Annotated in this window: 12 protein-coding genes and 2 pseudogenes; 9 read left to right on the forward strand and 5 right to left on the reverse strand. The window is 40.3% G+C overall.

Features of this window, described 5'->3' with window-relative positions; genetic code table 11:
• Positions 1-85 precede the first annotated feature (85 nt).
• The 5 genes from iolC to KFQ09_RS00485 are packed head-to-tail and all read left to right on the forward strand — an operon-like array spanning position 86 to position 5796.
• The gene (gene iolC / locus KFQ09_RS00465; RefSeq protein ID WP_255835928.1) at positions 86-1102 is read left to right on the forward strand and encodes a 5-dehydro-2-deoxygluconokinase; all 1017 of its coding nucleotides are present in this window, start codon (positions 86-88) and stop codon (positions 1100-1102) included.
• Positions 1103-1121: 19 nt separating this feature from the next.
• A complete protein-coding gene (locus tag KFQ09_RS00470) occupies positions 1122-2582 on the forward strand; it encodes a CoA-acylating methylmalonate-semialdehyde dehydrogenase (protein ID WP_255835929.1) in 1461 nt (486 codons plus the stop codon).
• A 49-nt stretch (positions 2583-2631) separates the two neighbouring features.
• Positions 2632-3807, forward strand: coding sequence for an MFS transporter (locus KFQ09_RS00475; RefSeq protein ID WP_255835930.1), 1176 nt, complete (start codon positions 2632-2634; stop codon positions 3805-3807).
• 55 nt (positions 3808-3862) lie between these two features.
• The gene (locus KFQ09_RS00480) at positions 3863-4897 is read left to right on the forward strand and encodes a bifunctional inositol 2-dehydrogenase/D-chiro-inositol 1-dehydrogenase (RefSeq protein ID WP_255835931.1); all 1035 of its coding nucleotides are present in this window, start codon (positions 3863-3865) and stop codon (positions 4895-4897) included.
• Between the two features lie 32 nt (positions 4898-4929).
• A complete protein-coding gene (locus KFQ09_RS00485; RefSeq protein ID WP_099680755.1) occupies positions 4930-5796 on the forward strand; it encodes a sugar phosphate isomerase/epimerase family protein in 867 nt (288 codons plus the stop codon).
• A 261-nt stretch (positions 5797-6057) separates the two neighbouring features.
• On the opposite strand, the pseudogene KFQ09_RS00490 reads toward KFQ09_RS00485, so the two are convergent.
• Positions 6058-6396 (reverse strand): annotated as a pseudogene (locus KFQ09_RS00490) (potassium transporter TrkG); the annotation flags it as partial.
• Between KFQ09_RS00490 and KFQ09_RS00495 the strand changes: the two are divergent.
• Positions 6394-6861, forward strand: a pseudogene (locus KFQ09_RS00495) (TrkA family potassium uptake protein); the annotation flags it as partial. The pseudogenes KFQ09_RS00490 and KFQ09_RS00495 overlap by 3 nt on opposite strands.
• A 210-nt stretch (positions 6862-7071) precedes the next feature.
• Here KFQ09_RS00495 and KFQ09_RS00500 read toward each other — a convergent pair.
• Both KFQ09_RS00500 and KFQ09_RS00505 read right to left on the reverse strand, forming a co-directional pair.
• On the reverse strand, positions 7072-7626 hold the full coding sequence (locus KFQ09_RS00500) for a sugar O-acetyltransferase (RefSeq protein ID WP_255835932.1): 555 nt from the start codon (positions 7624-7626) through the stop codon (positions 7072-7074).
• A gap of 2 nt (positions 7627-7628) precedes the next feature.
• Entirely contained in the window at positions 7629-8792 is a 1164-nt protein-coding gene (locus KFQ09_RS00505; RefSeq protein WP_255835933.1) for an isocitrate/isopropylmalate dehydrogenase family protein, read from the reverse strand.
• A gap of 77 nt (positions 8793-8869) precedes the next feature.
• Here KFQ09_RS00505 and KFQ09_RS00510 point away from each other — a divergent pair, with 77 nt between their 5' ends.
• The 3 genes from KFQ09_RS00510 (at position 8870) to KFQ09_RS00520 (ending at position 10740) form a co-directional block, all read left to right on the forward strand.
• A complete protein-coding gene (locus tag KFQ09_RS00510; RefSeq protein ID WP_255835934.1) occupies positions 8870-10042 on the forward strand; it encodes an MFS transporter in 1173 nt (390 codons plus the stop codon).
• A gap of 195 nt (positions 10043-10237) precedes the next feature.
• Entirely contained in the window at positions 10238-10585 is a 348-nt protein-coding gene (locus KFQ09_RS00515) for a hypothetical protein (protein WP_236810465.1), read from the forward strand.
• Between the two features lie 29 nt (positions 10586-10614).
• Complete coding sequence (locus KFQ09_RS00520; protein ID WP_008343787.1) at positions 10615-10740, forward strand: hypothetical protein; 126 nt, start codon at positions 10615-10617, stop codon at positions 10738-10740.
• Positions 10741-10794: 54 nt separating this feature from the next.
• Here the strand turns inward: KFQ09_RS00520 and parC are convergent, their stop codons facing one another.
• Both parC and parE read right to left on the reverse strand, forming a co-directional pair.
• Positions 10795-13236 (reverse strand): DNA topoisomerase IV subunit A, encoded by a 2442-nt coding sequence (parC, locus tag KFQ09_RS00525; RefSeq protein WP_025207403.1) that lies wholly within the window; start codon positions 13234-13236, stop codon positions 10795-10797.
• Positions 13237-13238: 2 nt separating this feature from the next.
• Positions 13239-15206 (reverse strand): DNA topoisomerase IV subunit B, encoded by a 1968-nt coding sequence (gene parE, locus KFQ09_RS00530; protein WP_007499323.1) that lies wholly within the window; start codon positions 15204-15206, stop codon positions 13239-13241.
• Between the last annotated feature and the right edge of the window lie 402 nt (positions 15207-15608).

The following is a 15608-nucleotide window of genomic DNA, read 5'->3' on the forward strand; positions in this document are numbered from 1 at the left end:
CTGTTCGGACATGGAAGTTTCATAACAGCAAGGAACATGAGTGGATTATGGAACACAAATTAGCTGCGAGCAAGGAGAAGTGACAATGTCCTATTTAACTTTTGAACAAGATAGAAAACTAGACGTCATTGCGATCGGTAGATTATGTATTGATTTAAATGCAAATGAAATCAACTGTCCAATGGAAGAAACAGTGACATTTACTAAATATGTCGGCGGGTCTCCTGCGAATATTTCCATCGGTCTTGCGAGACTTGGCATGAAGCCAGGCTTTATCGGAAAGGTTGCCGATGACCAAATGGGGCGTTTTGCGACACGCTATTTGCAAGAAAACAACATTGATACTGAAGGAATTGTCATTGATCGAACAGGTGCGGTGACAGGCCTTGCTTTCACTGAAATTAAAAGCCCCGAAGAATGCAGCATTTTAATGTATAGAGACAATGTCGCTGATCTTAAACTTGAAATCAGCGAAGTGTCTGAAGATTACATCAAACAAGCGAAAGCCATTCTTATCTCAGGAACAGCGCTAGCAAAAAGTCCTTCTAGAGAAGCCGTTTTCGTTGCGCTAGATTATGCAAGAAAGCATCAAGTGACCGTCATTTTTGATGTTGATTACCGTCCATATACTTGGCAGTCCGAAGAGGAAACATCAATTTATTATAACCTTGCTGCTGAAAAATCAGATTTGATCATCGGGACAAGGGAAGAGTTTGACATGATGGAAAAATTGACAGTTGACGGCCCATCAAACGATGAATTCACAGCAAATAAATGGTTTTCACATCATGCAAAAATTGTCATCATTAAACATGGAGGGGAAGGATCAATCGCCTATACAAAAGATGGTCTTTCCCATCGCGGGGGCATTTTTAAAACGAAAGTACTGAAAACATTTGGCGCTGGCGATTCATATGCATCTGCTCTCATTTATGCACTAATGAATGGGTTGACAATTCAAGAAGCAATGCGCTTTGGCAGTGCTTCAGCATCAATTGTTATTTCAAAACATAGTTCATCTGATGCGATGCCATCTGTAGAAGAAATCAAAGCGTTTATGGCAACAGCAGAAGAATTCATTCTAAATCAACCACAACAGTAGTAGAGGAGAGAGAAAAAACATGGCAAAAACAACCTTAAAAACAGTGAAAAATTATATTGGTGGCAAATGGATCGAAGCTGCAACAACGCAAACAGAAAAGGTTTTCAATCCTGCAACCGGTGAAGTAATTGCAGAAGTACCTTTATCAACAATAGAAGACGTAGATCGTGCTGTCCAGTCAGCAAACGAAGCATTCAAAACTTGGTCCAAAACAGCTGTACCAAAACGTGCGCGTATCCTTTTCAAATACCAGCAATTGCTTGTGGAGAAATGGGAAGAATTAGCTGAGCTTGTGACGCTTGAAAACGGAAAAAGCTTAACAGAAGCTAAAGGAGAAGTACAACGCGGCATAGAGTGTGTGGAATTCGCTGCTGGTGCACCAACCCTCATGATGGGGAAACAACTACCTGACATCGCAACAGGACTTGAGTCTGGTATGTATCGCTACCCCATCGGCGTCATTGGCGGGATTACACCGTTTAACTTCCCTATGATGGTTCCTTGCTGGATGTTCCCTCTCGCCATTGCTTGTGGAAACACATTTGTCTTAAAGCCATCTGAAAGAACACCAATCCTTGCTGCAAGATTAGCAGAGCTATTTGAAGAAGCTGGTCTCCCAAAAGGCGTACTTAACATTGTGAACGGTGCACATGATGTGGTAAATGGGTTACTTGAGCACAAAAACGTCAAAGCGATTTCATTTGTTGGCTCTCAGCCAGTGGCAGAGTATGTATACAAAAAAGGAACAGAACACGGCAAACGCGTTCAAGCGTTAGCTGGAGCGAAAAACCATTCTATCGTCTTAAAGGATGCTGATTTAGATGGGGCAATAAAACAAATCATCGGTGCTGCGTTCGGATCAGCTGGTGAGAGATGTATGGCAGCTGCTGTTGTGGCAGTAGAAGAAGAGATTGCAGATGAATTCATTGAAAAATTAGTAATTGAATCAAATCAAATTGTCATTGGTAATGGCATTGAGGAAGATGTGTTCCTTGGACCTGTCATCCGTGAAGGTCATAAAGAGCGCACGTTACAATACATTCAATCAGGAGTAGACGAAGGCGCATGCCTCATTCGTGATGGAAGAAAAGACAGTGAGACAGAAGGCGAAGGCTACTTCGTTGGACCAACGATTTTTGATCACGTTACAGAAGAAATGAAAATTTGGCAAGACGAAATTTTCGCACCTGTTCTTTCTGTTGTACGTGTGAAATCACTTGGTGAAGCGATTGACATTGCCAACCATTCAAGATTTGCAAACGGTGCTTGCCTTTACACTGACAGTGCATCAAGTGTCCGTGAATTTCGTGAAAACATTGAAGCAGGTATGCTAGGCGTTAACGTGGGTGTCCCAGCTCCAATGGCATTCTTCCCATTCTCCGGTTGGAAAGATTCATTCTACGGTGATCTTCACGCCAACGGGACAGACGGCGTAGAATTCTATACTAGAAAGAAAATGGTTACAGCTCGTTATATGTAAACGAGCGAACAGGCGGCTGTGTCTCTTCTGATCACAGCCTGCCAAATAAATGGATGTGGTCATCACGAAAGACAAAGTCCTATTTTCTATCATTTCATTTTTCTTTTGGTTTACACAGTTTCTCTATGTCCCGATTTTATCACCTTATTTAAAAACACTTGGTGGACACTATACCTTTATTGGTATCGTGTTAAGTAGTTACGGGCTGATGCAGCTTTTTTGCAGGTTGCCTGTGGGGATCTTTTCCGACTTCTTAAACATGAGAAAACCGTTTATTGTCTTCGGCATGATGACGGCCACTTGTAGCTGTCTTTTATTTGCCTTAACGGACGCCTTCATATGGGGGCTTATTGCGAGGTGTCTTGCTGGCTTAGCAGCAGCAACATGGGTTGCCTTCACAATAATGTATGCGAATTATTTCAAAGAAAATGAATCACACAAGGCAATGAATTACATTTCATTTATCGTTGTCCTCGCGCAGTTGTTGGGTATGAGCTTTAGTGGTTATATCGTCGATATCTTTGGATGGAAAGCGCCGTTTTGGATTGGATCCTTCATCGGCTTGATTGGACTTGTATTATCACTCTTTATTCTCGAACAAAAAACAGAAAACAAGACCCATTTGAAAATGAAGCAACTCATTAAAGTCGCGAAAGAACCAGCGTTACTAAAGATTTCACTATTGTCTATTTTAGCGCACAGTATGATTTTTACGACGATGTTTGGATTTACATCAACGTATGCACTCACCATCGGCATGAAACAAAGTGAACTGTTTTACGTTGTCTGTTCTTTTATGATTCCGCACACCTTAGCACCTTTATTACTTGTGAGACTACTTAAGGAGGCGAATAAAAGAAACATCTTAATCGGTTCATTTACGGCTGCCTCATTTTCGATCTGTATGATTCCTTTTATTCAACAAAAGGTCATCTTTTATATCAACCAAGGAGTAGGTGGACTTGCATTAGGTTTTATTTTTCCAATACTTCTAGGAATGGCCATTGAATCGGTGTCACAAAGTTTTAGAGCGACTGCCATGGGTGCGTATCAAGCATTATATGCACTTGGTATTTTCGGTGGTCCGTTTATTGCAGGAATGGTCAATCATGTATTTGGCATCGCATTTGGATTTTATTTTGAAGCCATCTTAGGGGTATGTGCAGTCGGCCTTATTATGACAAGTACTTTTGAAAAGAAATATCCATTTATAAAAAAATCATGATACACACACGATCAAGCGCTATACATAAAGCGCTCTCATTCAGGGAGGTTCTCAAATGAAATTAAGAATTGGTGTTATTGGTACTGGTGCAATTGGTCAAGAACATATGAAAAGAATCACAAACACATTGTCAAAAGGAAAAATTGTGGCAGTAACAGATGTGAATCAAGCGCAAGCCCAAGCGATTGTAAACGCATTACATTTAGATGCAACAGTCTACAACGACGGCCATCAACTCATTCAAGCTGATGACGTTGATGCGATTATCGTCACTTCTTGGGGACCAACACATGAAGAGTTTGTATTAGCTGCGATACAAGCAGGAAAACCTGTTTTCTGCGAAAAACCACTTGCGACAACAGCAGAAGGGTGTAAGCGCATTGTGAATGCTGAAATCGAAGCAGGGAAGTTATTCGTGCAGGTTGGATACATGCGCCGTTATGACCCAAGCTATCTAGCATTGAAAGCAACTCTTGATCAAGGAACTGTTGGTGAACCATTAATCATTCATTCTGCACATAGAAACCCAACAGTACCTGATACTTATACTGGTGATATGTCAATTGTCGATACATTTATCCACGAAATTGATATTCACCGCTGGTTACTAAATGACGATTATGTGTCAGTACAAACAATTGCACCAAAGAAAACAAGTCAAGCGGCTGATCACCTTCAAGATCCAATCATGGTCTTGATGAAAACAAAACGTGGGGCACTCATTAGTGGAGAAATTTTTGTCAATTGTGAGTATGGATATGATATTCAGTGCCAAGTCGTTGGAGAAAAAGGAATTGCCAATCTTCCTGAGCCTGCTACGGTTGTTTTGCGTACTGATGCAAAACATTCAAAAGATATTTTAGTAGACTGGCAAGTTCGTTTTAAAAGCGCGTATGATGCTGAACTACAAGATTGGATTGATTCTACATTAAAAGGTGAAGTCAATGGTCCAACAGCATGGGATGGTTATGTCGCAGCTGTCACATCTGATGCATGTTTAGAAGCGAAAGTATCTGGTGAAGTCACTCCGATTCACCTTGATGAGCGCCCAGCATTTTATGATCGAGCATTAACAACCGTCCAAAAATAAATACTTAGCTGAAAAAGAAAGGGAGATTGAACATGATTTTAGCATACGACCCGTCTCATTACCGTGATCATACAAATTTAAAAGATACAATTGATAACGTTGCAAGACTCGGGTATGAATATGTAGAGCTGTCCCCGCGTAAAGATTTCATTTGGTTTTATGAATATCCAAAAGTTGATAAACAGTTGATCAGAGACTTAAAGAGATATTGTCGTGATGCAGGTGTAAAAATTTCTTCTGTACTTCCTGTTCAACAATGGTCTTCACCAAATGAGCAAGAGCGGCAAGCGGCAGTGAGAAACTGGAAAAGATGTATTGAGATCACATCAGAACTTGGAGTTGATCTCATGAACAGTGAATTTAGTGGAGACAAAACACGCCCTTTAGAAAGTGAAGCAGCATTTGTCAGATCAATGGACGAACTGATGCCAATCTTTGAAAAAGAAGGGATTAAGCTAAACCTTCAGTCACATCCACATGACTTTATAGAGTTGAACATTGAAGCGATCCGCATGATTCGTGCACTAGATAAAGAATGGATTAAACTTGTGTATTCTGTTCCCCATGCGTTCTTCTATGACGATGGGATTGGTGATGTAGAAAAGCACCTTGATGAGGCAGGAGATCTGCTTGCACATGTATTAATCGCAGATACACTAAATCATAAAGCAGCTTACGGGCTTCGTTACATCGTGAATCCACCAGATGCAAATGTAACAGTTCACCAGCATTTGAATCCTGGAGAAGGAGAAATCAATTTTGAAGCACTTTACCGAAAATTACGAGAAATGAAATTCGATGGAATCGTCACAAATGCTGTCTTTACGTATCCTGACCGTCCAGAATGGTCAAATGAAATTACAATAAAGTCCATTAAAGAAGGATTAAACATCAAATAATAAAAAACCAGCGTTCATTATTACATAAGGGAGCGCTGGTTTTTATATGTGTAGATTGCTTATATTTTATACTTCTAAACTAGTGTACCAAGACAAGAAATAGGGCCCTTTAATTTATTGAAACTACAACTGGAAATGGAAATTTTTAGCGAAGAAAAGTTAAAAAAGTAATGATTAGCATGTGGTTAAAGTGGTTGAATAGCAAAAGCTCGGAACATTCATGGATTCACCATGTTATAGGTGAATTCATGAATGTTTATTTTAACCGACAAACACTTCTCCCTCTGGATAACGTATTGGGCTTTTCGTTCGTTTCATAAAGATAAATACGATCGTTAGAGAACCTACTCTACCAATAAACATCAGAATCGAAAGAATAACCTTACCTAAAAACGTTAAATCCGGTGTTAATCCCATTGAAAGTCCTACCGTACCAAACGCTGAGAAAGTTTCAAAAACAATATCAATGAAAGGAGCCTTTTCAGTCATCGTCAATAAAAAAATGGTAATGAACACAAAACATAAACTGATAAAGCTAATAGATAAGGCTTTAATGACCACATCATGTCTAATTGTACGTCTATAGATTACGGGTTCTTTGATCATGTAATTGTTGCTATAGGTGAAAACATTCAGGCTAGTATTTTAACAACGATTATATTAAAAGAACTTGGAGTTAAGCTGGTAACGGCAAAAGCACATAATGATTACCATGAAAAGTTACTAAATAAAATTGGTGCCGATCGAGTTGTCCATCCAGAAAGAGATATGGGGAAAAGAATCGCGCATAAAATCATTACAAATAATGTCATCGAATACTTGGAGTTATCTGATGAATATGGATTAATTGAGGTTGAATCAAACGGACATTTAGAAAATCAGTCACTATATGATCTTGACATTCGAGCGAGATATCAAATCAATATTGTCGCTATCAAACGAGGGAAAGAAGTGATTATTTCCCCACTTGCTTATGAACAAATTCACAAAAACGATATACTAATTGTCATTGGAGCAATGAAAGATATAGCACGTTTTGAAAAAAATGAATTGCAAAACCAATAAATTTAATTATAAAGAGGAGAGAGGGTTCGAGACAAAGAACCCTCGTCTTTCATTAGGGGTACAGCCTGTATATCTTTATTTATTAGTTTACATAATATATATTCTAGGAAGTTAAACAATAATTGAATTTTCTTTGTCTCATTATTAAGTATACTTATCTTATTGAGATAAAACAAAAAATGAAAATCCAACGGTTGATTCGTCAGATTTTCATTCCTCTAAATGTTTTAAAATTTTTGCAGGATTCCCGCCAACAATCACATTTGACGGAACATCTTTTGTCACAACGGCTCCTGATGCAATGACAGCATGATCTCCGATTGTCACACCTGGGTTGATAATGGCGCCGCCGCCAATCCATACATGATGTCCAATTGTGACTGGTTTGCCGAATTCAATACCTGTTTGACGTTCTTCTGGATTTAACGGATGTCCAGCTGTATATATATGTACATTCGGACCTAACAAACAATGATCTCCAATTGTAATCTTGCAAACATCTAATAACACAGCATCAAAATTTGCAAAAAAATGCTCGCCAACCTCGATATTGTATCCATAATCACATTGTATTCTGCCTTCAAACACCACATCTTCTCCGCAAGCGCCTAAAAGTTCTTTTAAAATGGCCTTTCTCTGTGATGGCTCATTTGTTTGCTGAAAGGCAAATGTCAATTGTCGCGCTTTTGCTCGATCTGCCATCAATGTGTGGTCATTTGGATGATAGTATTCTCCCTTGATCATCTTTTCTTTTTCTGTTTTCATGTTCATCTCCCTTTTATTGAAACTTCATTCATCGTTTGAATGAATGCCTCGGTGAATTGTGTCGTCGTCTCATTTCCTCCTAAATCCTTCGTTTTCAAGTTCTTTTTTAAGGTCTCATCAAGAGTATGTTCGATCAGACTAGCTGTCTGTTTTAATCTTTCATCTTGATATTTCACATGTAGCCAGTTACAAAGCATTACTGTAGAAAGAATCATGCCCATTGGATTGGCGATATTTTGACCAGCTATATCAGGTGCTGAACCATGTGCCGCCTGTGCCATCGCTTGATTTTCGTTGCAATTTAATGAGGGTGCCATTCCTAAACTGCCGACTAGTTCTCCTGCAAGATCAGATAAAATGTCGCCAAACATATTTTCTGTCACAATCACATCAAAATCACCTGCACGTTTCACTAAATGGGCAGCCATCGCATCAATATGAATATCCTCAACCTCCACTTGTGGATATGCTTTCGCTACCTCTTGACATGTTCGTAAAAACAAGCCAGATCCTAATTTGATCACGTTCGCTTTATGAACAATGGTGACTTTCCCCCTCCTCTCCACTGCACGTTGAAAGGCTGCGTGGGCAATACGGGTAATTGCTTTTTTTGTAAACACACCTGTAGATATGGCGACATCTGGTGTAATCATCCACTCTCCTGTCCCCTGATACATATTCCGGTCTGGATAAAAGCCTTCTGTATTTTCTCGAAAAATGACAAGGTCGACGCCACTGGCAACGCTTTTCACACCTGGCAGCGATTGCGATGGACGAATATTTGCAAATAAATCAAATGTATGACGCAGTTCTCCACTTGGATTTCTTCTTTCTTTCAATTGATCAGGATATGAAGCTGAATCATGAGGTCCTAATATCCAGCCATGGCATTTTTTCAAGGCGGCTATAGTAGAAGCTGGCACTGGATCTTGATGAGAATGAATGGCTTCAGCACCGATAGGACACTCTACAAATTCCACAAATGGTTCTTTGAACTGTGACAGCGCTGTCTTTAAAATACGCATACTAGAATTAACAATTTCCGGTCCAATCCCGTCTCCCTTTAAAACACCTATTCGATATGACATATGTATCGCCCCTTTTGTCTTTATTCTATCAAAGAATGATGAAGTTGGAATATTTTCTTCATGATGATCCTCCCTCATGTTATTTACGAATCAAGAAGTCTCATTTATAATCGAGTAGATTTGTTCTGTATGACTACATAGATATGAGGGATTAGATGAAATTAAAGTGGTATAAAGCGATTATTGTTATTTTTACGATGTCTGGGATCTCCATCTCCACTTGGTTTTCAAGAACACCAGAAGTGAGAGATTTATTGCAAGCAGATACAGGCACAATGGGACTCATTTTACTCGGCTTATCTGTAGGTTCCATTGTCGGGCTGATTCTTTCCAATGTATTCGTTCGCAAAAAAGGCGGCCGAGTGGCGATTGTGGTCAGCGCTTTTTTGATGTTTATTGGATTCTCAACCCTTGCAATCGGCGCGGCCCTCTCTTCTACGCTGGTTGTCACTGCTGGTCTTTTTCTTTTTGGTTCAGGCTCAGGCATGTGCAATGTAGCCATGAACTTAGAAGGAACGGAGATTGAGTATCAGATCAAGAGAACGATCCTGCCGATTTTGCATGCTTCTTTCAGTATTGGAACGTTAATTGGTGCAGGTGCCGGAATTCTCTTTATTTATTTAGGTGTGTCTGTCCTCATTCACCTTCTCACCATTGCACTCCTTTTCTTTCTCAGCATCCTGATTTGTACACGGTTTATTCCGCACGGGACAGGAAAAGATCAGGATGAGACGCAGACAGAATCAGTTGAGGCTTCTCAAACATCATGGCTGAACAAACGGACGATCTCATTAGCGATGATTGCCTTATGTCTCGCATTTGTAGAAGGTTCTGCAAATGATTGGATTCCACTAGCAATGGTTGATGGCTATCAGGTTTCTCATTCAATGAGTACGGTCATCTATGCATTATTTTTGTGCGGGATGATTAGTGGCAGATTACTGAGCGGACGTTTCATTGATCGCTTTGGCAGGGTGCTGTTGCTAAGAGTCGCGATCTTATCTGCTGCCGCCGGACTATTCTTGGTGATTTTAAAGATTTCACTCGTCGTGTGTATGATATCTATCTTTTTATGGGGACTTGGCGCGTCCTTAGGCTTCCCGCTGACCATTTCAGCAGCTGGTGATGATAGCCGCTATGCTGTCAAACGTGTCAGTATCGTCACTTTATCTGGGTATACAGCCTCTCTATCAGGGCCCCCTGTTTTAGGACTGCTCGCCAATCAAGTCGGTCTGCTTCATGCGTTTATTTTTGTTCTGTTTGCCATTTGTATTGCAGGAATTTTTACAAAAGCTGTTGCAAAACCGACATCAATACATTCTTTTTGAAAAGTGCCAGATCTTTGATCTCGGTACTTTTTTTAAATTTAATAAATAAAATTGAAACCTTTCACGAAGTGAAACAGTCCTATAGATGTCTTGATGTTTATCGCTTTTTTAAAGAGGGAAAGTAAAAAAATAAGACTTTTCAAATAACTGAAAACGTGGTAAGATCATGAAAATAAACAGGAAGGGGTGAGAAAAATGAAAAAAAATATGCTGTTAAAATTAGCAGTCTTATTCATAGCACTTGCAAGTTTTCATTTGTTCTCAATGCCTCATTCCGTTCAGGTATACCATCATGCAAAGGTGGTTGCTGATCAAGAATCACATGAAATGAAAATCGTTCAGACAGCAGGCGATGAAAAGAAACAAAAACATGTGAACGCAGTATTTGCGGCATTTACAGCACTGCTAGTCATTGGTAGTATGGCAGCTGGATTTGCACGCATCACTTATACTGATCGATTTGACCGGAAAAAGAAGCATTTACTTGCAGTGTTCTACCAGTCTTCGAATTTCCGAGTAACTCGTGTTAACCCAACCATTTAAATCAAACAAAAATTGGGAGGTTTTACACGATGTTATTTTTCTTAAGAGTATTCATTCTAGGTCTATTCTCTGTCACTTCACTTTCTCTTTTCGTTTACCAAGGAATTGAAGTAGTGCATGCCATTACAAGCATGTTTGGCAATCACGAGAGTTAAATTGACCTCATCATAAAAAAACCCCCTGCGTAAGGCAGGGGGTTTTCGTTTTGCTTATTTATTGTCATCTTGGTCAGATGCAGCAGGTGATAAAAGAACTTGAGTTACTTCTCCCTGCTCTTCCTCATCTAAAATAAACGATCCATTGCTATAACGATCATTTGCCCTTAGTGTGGAAATATCGAGCGGGATCGTGGCACCCTTTTCCGTATCAATCTCAAGTGTATCGTGCAGTGAAGCAGCAATCACAGCAACAATTCTGTGAGGGTTTTTCTTTAATTCTCTTAGCATGATGACTCCACGTTTTGCTCTTGAAGTCTTATCAAATTCAGAGAGGTTCATCCGCTTCACAGCACCTCTTTGTGTCGTGAGAACAAGCACATTGTTCTTCGGATCAATGATTTGTCCAGAGACCACCTCGTCTCCGTCCTTCAAATTGATACCTTTCACACCAGCCGCTCTCGGACCGACCACACTCACTTCTTCTTCATCAAACCATAATCCATAGCCATTTTTCGTTGCAATAAACAATTCTTGCTGACCTGTTGTGACATGAACATCTACAAGTTCATCATCACCTTTTAAATTCAAGGCGACAAGCGGTTTTGAATAACGCTGCGCTTTATATTGGAGAAGCTCTGTTTTCTTCACCATACCGCCTTTTGTAAAGAACAAGAGATACGATGATTCATCGAATTCTTTAATTGGGATCGCTTTTTGAATGGTTTCATCGCGATCAATCGAAATAATATTCGTAATGTGCTGCCCCATGTCTTTCCAGCGTATATCTGGCAACTGATGAACTGGACAGTAAATGTAGCTCCCTTTATTCGTAAAGAGCAGAAGAACATCTGTTGTATTCATTTCAAACTGGTGAATCAGTCGGTCTGTATCCTTCATACCGAAGTCCTTACCGTTTGATGCAGCATATGAACGCTGGCTTGTCCGTTTGATGTATCCATCTTTTGTGACTGTGACGTACACGTCCTCTGATGCGATCATCACTTCAAGGTTAATCTTAATTTCTTCAATTTTTTCCTCAATGACGGATCGTCTTTCATCAGCATACGTCTTTTTCAACTTCTTCAAGTTGTTCGTAATGACTTTAAACAGCTTCTTCTCATTCGCTAAAATGTCTTCAAGCTCTGCAATTCGCACGTCAAGCTCTCTTGCTTCGTCTCTTAGTTGAGTGATATCTGTATTTGTTAAACGATATAACTGGAGAGAAACAATCGCTTCTGATTGAGCTTCTGTAAAATCATATTTCTCCATCAAATTGTTTTTCGCATCACGCTTATCATTAGACGAACGAATCGTCGCAATGACTTCATCTAAAATGGAAAGAGCTTTAATTAATCCATCTACAATATGATGACGTTCTTTTGCTTTTCGAAGCTCGTATGCTGAGCGGTTCGTCATCACTTCTTTTTGATGAGCAATGTAAGCGTCTAGTACAGTTGTAAGCGTCATTAAAGTCGGTCTTCTGTTATGTATCGCGACCATATTAAAGTTATAAGGGATTTGCAGATCAGAATTTTTATATAAGAAATTCAAGACACCATTCGCATCCGCTTCTTTTTTCAGCTCTACAACAATCCGAAGGCCGGTACGGTCCGTCTCATCCCGAACTTCTGAAATCCCTTCTACTTTTCTTTCAATGCGGAACTCGTCCATCTTTTTGACAAGATTGGCCTTATTCACTTCATAAGGAATTTCTGTGATCACGATTTGCTGGCGTCCACCGCGGATGGTTTCAATCTCCGCTTTTCCGCGAATCATAATCTTTCCTTTTCCTGTTTCATATGCCTTCTTAATTCCATCCACACCTTGAATGATCCCGCCTGTTGGGAAATCAGGCCCTTTGATGACTGTCATTAAATCTTCAACCGTACAATGCGGCTGTTCAATTCGCTTAATCACGCCATCAATCACTTCTCCTAGGTGGTGCGGCGGAATATCAGTCGCATAACCGGCTGAAATCCCTGTTGACCCGTTCACAAGAAGGTTGGGAAACATCGCTGGTAAGACAACAGGCTCTTTGCTTGTATCATCAAAGTTCGCGACAAATTCGACCGTCTCCTTGTCGAGGTCTTTTAAAAGCTCTGATGCAATTGCAGAAAGCCTTGCTTCCGTATAACGCATGGCAGCAGGAGGATCTCCGTCGATACTCCCGTTATTTCCATGCATCTCAATCAGCACATTTCGCACTTTCCAATCCTGGCTCATTCTCACCATTGCTTCATAAACAGAAGAATCACCATGCGGATGATAGTTACCAATTACGTTACCGACTGTTTTGGCAGCTTTACGGAAGTTTTTATCTTGTGTATTTCCTTCCGCATACATTGCATATAAAATTCTTCGTTGTACAGGCTTTAATCCATCACGTGCATCTGGAAGTGCACGATCTTGGATAATATATTTACTATAGCGACCGAAACGGTCCCCAATCACTTCTTCTAACGGTAAATCATGAAATCGTTCTTGTTGTGCCATGTTTAAACCTCCTCAGCTAGCGACAAGTTTTCATTTTCAAGAATGTTGCTTTCCTCATCAAGTCCAAAGGCGACATTCTTTTCAATCCATTTACGGCGTGGTTCTACTTTGTCACCCATCAGTGTCGTGACGCGGCGCTCCACCCGTGCAGCATCATCGATCTTCACCCTGACAAGCGTTCTCGACTCTGGATTCATTGTCGTTTCCCATAGCTGGTCGGCATTCATTTCACCTAAACCTTTATAGCGCTGAATCGTATATCCTTTTCCAACTTTCTTTAGTACGTCATCCATTTCTTCATCAGACCAAGCATATTCAATGACTTCTTTCTTCCCTGAGCCTTTGCTAACTTTATATAAAGGCGGAAGGGCAATGAATACTTTGCCATGCTCAATGAGCGGCTTCATATAGCGGTAGAAGAATGTAAGCAATAGAACCTGAATATGCGCGCCATCTGTATCAGCATCTGTCATGATGACAATTTTGTCATAATTGATGTCTTCTACATTAAAATCGACACCAACCCCGCCGCCAATGGCATGAATAATGGTGTTGATTTCTTCGTTTTTGAAAATATCCGCAAGCTTTGCTTTCTCTGTATTAATGACCTTTCCTCGAAGCGGCAGCACCGCTTGGAATTTTCGATCACGTCCTTGCTTGGCTGATCCACCAGCAGAGTCGCCCTCTACTAGATACAGTTCATTTCTTGCCGGGTTTCTAGATTGAGCAGGTGTTAATTTTCCGCTGAGTGTTGCTTCAGATTTTTTTCGTTTCTTGCCGCTCCTTGCTTCTTCTCTTGCTTTTCTAGCCGCTTCTCTTGCCTGCTGCGCTTTAATCGCTTTTTTCACAAGCAGTGTCGCCGTTTCGCGGTTTTCTTCAAGAAAATAAGCCAATTTTTCAGAAATCACGGCATCAACAGCTGACCTTGCCTCACTCGTTCCAAGCTTTCCTTTTGTTTGTCCTTCAAATTGAAGAAGTTCTTCAGGAATTCTGACAGAAATAACAGCTGACAGGCCTTCACGAATATCTGTACCTTCTAAATTTTTGTCTTTTTCTTTTAAAAGGGTCACTTTGCGTGCATATTCATTAAAGGCTCTCGTCATGGCCGTTTTTGCACCAGACTCATGCGTACCGCCATCTTTGGTTCTTACGTTATTGACGAACGACAAAATATTTTCTGAATATCCGTCGTTAAATTGAAAGGCAAAATCGACTTCAATGGACTGATGTTCGCCTTCAAACGAAACGACTTCACTAAGTACATCCTTTTCCTCGTTTAAATAAGCAACGAACGCTTCAATACCTGTCTCATAATAAAAGGTTTCCTGCACATCATGGCGCTCATCAATCAGCTCTATTTTTAGCCCTTTTAATAAAAAGGCTGATTCTCTTAAACGCTCTGATAATGTATCAAAATTATAGGTGGTGACACTGAACATCGTTGGATCTGGCTTAAAATGAATCAGCGTACCGGTCTTTTTCGTTTTCCCGATTTTTTCAAGTGATGTGACTGGCTTTCCGCCATGTTCAAAGCGCTGGTGATAAATAAATCCATCGCGTTCTATCGTCACGGTGAGCCACTCTGAAAGTGCGTTCACAACGGACGCCCCAACCCCGTGAAGTCCACCACTTGTTTTATAACCACCCTGACCAAATTTTCCGCCTGCGTGCAGGACCGTTAAAATGATTTCTGGTGTCGGTTTTCCAAGCTTATGCATACCAGTAGGCATTCCGCGCCCTTTATCTTGGACGGAAATGCTGTTATCTTTATGTATTTTGACAATGATATGATCTCCATGGCCGGCGAGCACTTCATCGACAGAGTTGTCTACAATCTCATAGACAAGGTGATGAAGACCGCGTGAATCCGTCGATCCAATATACATCCCTGGGCGTTTACGGACGGCTTCAAGCCCCTCTAGCACCTGAATAGAATCATCGTTATAATCTACTTGCTGCTTTTTAACCAAATGCTTAATCCCCTTTCACTAACAAACATAACCGGCTAATCATCAATGATCTCTCTAGATTTTAATGATGATCATGCTGCTCATTACTGTCCACTTTAATAAGCTGCATCATCACCATGCATGTGTGATTCAGCGATACATGCTCTTTTGCACGGTTATGAGAATGTTCTACATTCTGCAGTCAGAACTAGAAGTCCATTATAAACAAGACTGTTTCATAAGCCAAATGCAATCATATGATGGTTTTAGCAAAACAGAACAAATGTTCTATATTTATCTTATCGCTCTTTTTCTCGATATGCAAGGTCACCGATAGGTCCCTGTCGCCTTATTTTATCGCTTTCTTCTAGAATCGCAAATATATTTCTGCAACAAAAAAGCAAAAATCCTTGAAAAACCAAG

The sequence above is a fragment of the Bacillus sp. FS02 genome, from assembly GCF_024398395.1.
GTDB classification, from domain to species: Bacteria; Bacillota; Bacilli; order Bacillales; family Bacillaceae; genus Bacillus; species Bacillus altitudinis.

Bases quoted from the DNA above. Each gene is read 5' to 3' on its own strand.
- iolC (WP_255835928.1), top strand. From the start codon at position 86: ATGTCCTATTTAACTTTTGAACAAGATAGAAAACTAGACGTCATTGCG.
- KFQ09_RS00470 (WP_255835929.1), top strand. From the start codon at position 1,122: ATGGCAAAAACAACCTTAAAAACAGTGAAAAATTATATTGGTGGCAAA.
- KFQ09_RS00475 (WP_255835930.1), top strand. From the start codon at position 2,632: ATGGATGTGGTCATCACGAAAGACAAAGTCCTATTTTCTATCATTTCA.
- KFQ09_RS00480 (WP_255835931.1), top strand. From the start codon at position 3,863: ATGAAATTAAGAATTGGTGTTATTGGTACTGGTGCAATTGGTCAAGAA.
- KFQ09_RS00485 (WP_099680755.1), top strand. From the start codon at position 4,930: ATGATTTTAGCATACGACCCGTCTCATTACCGTGATCATACAAATTTA.
- KFQ09_RS00500 (WP_255835932.1), bottom strand. From the start codon at position 7,626: ATGAAAACAGAAAAAGAAAAGATGATCAAGGGAGAATACTATCATCCA.
- KFQ09_RS00505 (WP_255835933.1), bottom strand. From the start codon at position 8,792: ATGAGGGAGGATCATCATGAAGAAAATATTCCAACTTCATCATTCTTT.
- KFQ09_RS00510 (WP_255835934.1), top strand. From the start codon at position 8,870: ATGAAATTAAAGTGGTATAAAGCGATTATTGTTATTTTTACGATGTCT.
- KFQ09_RS00515 (WP_236810465.1), top strand. From the start codon at position 10,238: ATGAAAAAAAATATGCTGTTAAAATTAGCAGTCTTATTCATAGCACTT.
- KFQ09_RS00520 (WP_008343787.1), top strand. From the start codon at position 10,615: ATGTTATTTTTCTTAAGAGTATTCATTCTAGGTCTATTCTCTGTCACT.
- parC (WP_025207403.1), bottom strand. From the start codon at position 13,236: ATGGCACAACAAGAACGATTTCATGATTTACCGTTAGAAGAAGTGATT.